Raw genomic sequence first — 3,781 nt, forward strand, 5'->3', positions numbered from 1 at the left:
TTACTTGGTTGTCTGTGTTCGTTTCGAGTTTGCGACCTATAGTTAGCTTCCACGTATGGGAATAAAACCTCTGACCGCCAGTTCTAACTGCATGACACCTGCGCACCGCGTTTTCTACCACCGCTATTATATCGTCTGATCGACCAAATATCGTTAGAAGGACTAACAGGCCAGGTGCGCCTGCGATTGCACGACCTTTTCCGTTAGGACTGTCTCGAGAAAGAGGTCGACATCCTGTTCAGGGCACTCTGATCCGACCCCATCCACATGTTCTTGTCCCCGGTCTGGCGGAAATAGTTCCAGCATTCTTGGGGCAAAGAGATCGCAGAATTAGCTGAGGGTTTTAAACAGCCTGGTGAATGATCGCGCTTCAATACACTTCCGGTGGGCTTTGTGTTCTGAGAACGCCACCTCGCAGAACCAGGCAAAGCCTAACCTGCTTGGTGAAGCAGCCGGTACATCCCATTAGCCGACGTTGAAGTTGAAACCAAATGCTGCGATGCAGCTTCTCCAAAGCGGACGTTCACCACTTAATGGTGTCGATTTCATTGTCCGCTCGGGATGGCGCGCGTTTTCCCTATCCTCCCCGAATGGCGATACGTTCAGCCTGTTGGACGCACTGAAAACGGTAAAGCCCGACCAAACTGCTGATATTGCTGTTGCCATCCGCACCAAGGGGCGTTTGCTGTCCGCCCGGTTGAGACTTCGTGCCAAGCCAGAGGATGCCAGAGCTGCCGAAGTTAGGCGCGGTAAACATAAACAACATCGCAATCGCAGGGTTGGCGACCCGCGCAGCATTGAGGCGGCAGGCTTCGTCATCATCGTGACATCGCTTGATCCAAAGGTATGTGATGCCGACAAGGTATTGGCGCTCTATCGCACCCGCTGGCAAATCGAGCTGGCGTTAAAGCGTTTGAAGTTAGTCATTCATATAGACCGCCTACCGGCGAAGGGCACCGATCTGGCAAAAGCCTGGCTCCACAGCCACCTGATATTTGCACTGTTGATCGATACCTTGTCCAGCAATGCGCGGGACTCTCCCCCCTGTGGAGCAGGGTGCCAAACGGCGTAATCCGTCAATTTGGCGGGTTCAACGACTTTTGATTGAAGCGGTTAAGTCGATCTTTCTGGGTCTTCGCAAAAAGGCAAGGGTTATCACGTTGCCTACAGGCTATTTGATCCGCCCAGACGAAGAGCCTATCAAATGGTGCCCATGGTTAATCCACCTTGAAGAACTTATCCGTTTCTGAAGGTGGAGATTCAGCGAAGCATAATACTTTTTTTCGTCCCCTGCGCCAAGAACGGGGGCGAGACTAAATGCAAGATACCCTTTCACGGCGTCGAGAGCGTATTCTATGTACGGTTGTTTTATGTAACAGGTTAGGTAAGCTTCATTTGCGCTTGGAAGAGGCTCATCTTGGCATTCATCAGTGAACTTCACTATTCGAACGCGTACGCCGCCAGTACGGGAGTTTCGGAATTCCTTGAAGTGGCATTGAACCCAGGAGAAGACCCGGCTGATTTTACTGTCTCCTTTTATCAAGCCAACGGTACCGTCGGAATAGAGATCAATCTCGCTGATCCGGGTGTAGTTGCGACCGTTGATCCGGCAACGGGCAAGACATTTTATGTAATATCGAACGATAATTTTCCTATTCTTTTGACGGATCCGGACGGTGCTGGCATCGTCTATGAAGCGTATGCGTTAACAGATGTCGGTGCCGACCCAGACAATGTTCTCGATTTTTATGACATCGGCGGCGGTACAACAAATATCACGGCAACAAACGGTCTCGCTACTGGCATCACCTCGACCAACGTTGATCCTCCAACAGCACCAGGCGCTGCAACTTATACAATCCAGTTCGTAGAAGGAAACCCCAACCCGATTTTTCAGCACGTCACCGAAGGCGGCCCGGTTTGTTTTTGCCGAGGTACGCGTATTGTGACAGCCGACGGGCTAAGGGAAGTGCAGGGCCTCCGTGAAGGCGACCTCATACCTAACATTGAAGGTAGCCTCTGTATTCTACTAATGGTACTTCGGAGGCGATTTGGAGCCACAATCTTGGACGAATCGCCGAACTTACGGCCTGTCCGCATAACTGCTGGTGCATTGGGTAATGGTCTGCCCGAACGCGATCTTCTGGTATCACGTCAACACAGGATACTTGTATCGTCGAAGATTGCAGAGCGGATGTTTGGGACGCATGAAGTTCTCATTCCGGCAATTCGGCTGACGGAACTACCCGGCATCTATATAGATGAAAGGATGGAATGCGTTGAGTACTTCCATTTGGTTTTTGACCAGCATGAGGTTATTTGCGCAGAAGGTGCGCCAACAGAAAGTCTTTACCCTGGACCGGAGGCATTGCGCTCCGTAAGTCAAGAGGCGCTCGAAGAACTGCAGACAATCTTTCCTGAAATTACAAGCCCAGGATTTGTCCCAGTTTCCGCGCGACCGATTCCATCTCGCGTGCGCCAGAAACGCCTAGTGGCTCGGCATAAGAATAACGCCATGCCGCTGTTAAGCGCGACACCGAGCCAATAGAAAATTCCCAAGTTTAAACGACTGATCTCTGATTGATGGCCTCGAAATCATTGCATCTGCGGCAGTTGCACTGCTGCCTACACGCGTAGCAAAATTTTGGCACTTCTGGTCCAGGGTGATTTGGTTGAAAAGTAAGCTGTACACTGATCACACCGGTTTTGTCATTATTGCTGCTTGCCCGACCTTCACCCGACAAAACGCTAATGACAACCACTGCTCAAATGAAGAGGGGCTTTCTCATCCCGGACTGCAGTCCGCTTAAGTTAGCGCCTCTGGGCGTATCGCCCCGCTGCTTCTGTTCGTGGGCCAGCAGGATTTCGACGAGACAAACGCCTCTGGCCGTCAGGGGGAAAGCGCCGCCTTCCCCCTCGGGCAACCCTATTAGACAGGGCCGTGTCCTTAGCTGCGCCTGCGGGCCGCACCACCCCTGTCGAATAGCATTGCCTCGCCCCCTTCCGCGTTCGCCACGTGGCAGATCAGCAGGAACAGGCGCCTACGGCGTCTGATCTGCAAATCAGCCCTGATTTTTCCGAAAGGAGGTCAGGATCAACGAAATCGGTTTGGGCGATGGATGGAAGGTGTGAGGCCAGAAAAAGGAAAGGTTCTGTCGCTGGTGGCAGAACTATGTGTCGCCTCACACAAAGGCAAACCCGCTGGGTGCTTGGATTCAAGCCCTTTGGATCTGCATACGCACACTTTCAGGCCTCGAAGTCGCGTGCATGATCCGCAAAGGTCAGTTGACGTCTAAAATCTACTCGTATCGTCAGTTATCAGAATTGGCGGCATAGGTCGTGCTATTGGTGCAAACTCTTCATTTACTCAGAAACTTCGCAACAAATCCCAAGTTTAGCCGTTTATGCGACCGTTAGTCACCAAAGCTTACCTGTGTAACCACCTTGAGGACCAGCAGTGGATAGCTATGAGACATTGTAAATTCATTAAATGAAACTCCAAATTTTCCAATTATACCGATCCCGGGTTAGATTAGATGCGCACCGGCTAAACGGTCACTCACTCAAACCATCCTGGATCGCAGGTATTAATCGGACTAAACATAACGTGGGAGGTTTTAGACCCCCTCACCTCCCACGTGACCTATCAATAAGATTCAATATTGCAAATATTACATCGATAGCTACACGTTCCGCTAAGCCTCTTTTTCATGAACAATTTGACGTGTATAGTAGAGGCTCTCGACTCAAATTTTGTTTATCTTGGCTTCTGGTACTAACC

General features: G+C 50.9%; 2 protein-coding genes. Both read left to right on the forward strand.

Annotation, left to right across the window (positions count from 1 at the left end; all coding sequences use genetic code 11):
- Window positions 1-481: 481 nt before the first annotated feature.
- Entirely contained in the window at window positions 482-1,072 is a 591-nt protein-coding gene (locus tag ACR0DH_RS20140; RefSeq protein WP_480551850.1) for a transposase, read from the forward strand.
- Window positions 1,073-1,417: 345 nt separating this feature from the next.
- A complete protein-coding gene (locus ACR0DH_RS20145; RefSeq protein ID WP_480551848.1) occupies window positions 1,418-2,548 on the forward strand; it encodes a Hint domain-containing protein in 1,131 nt (376 codons plus the stop codon).
- Window positions 2,549-3,781 lie beyond the last annotated feature (1,233 nt).

This window comes from Ruegeria sp. I1, from assembly GCF_056532675.1.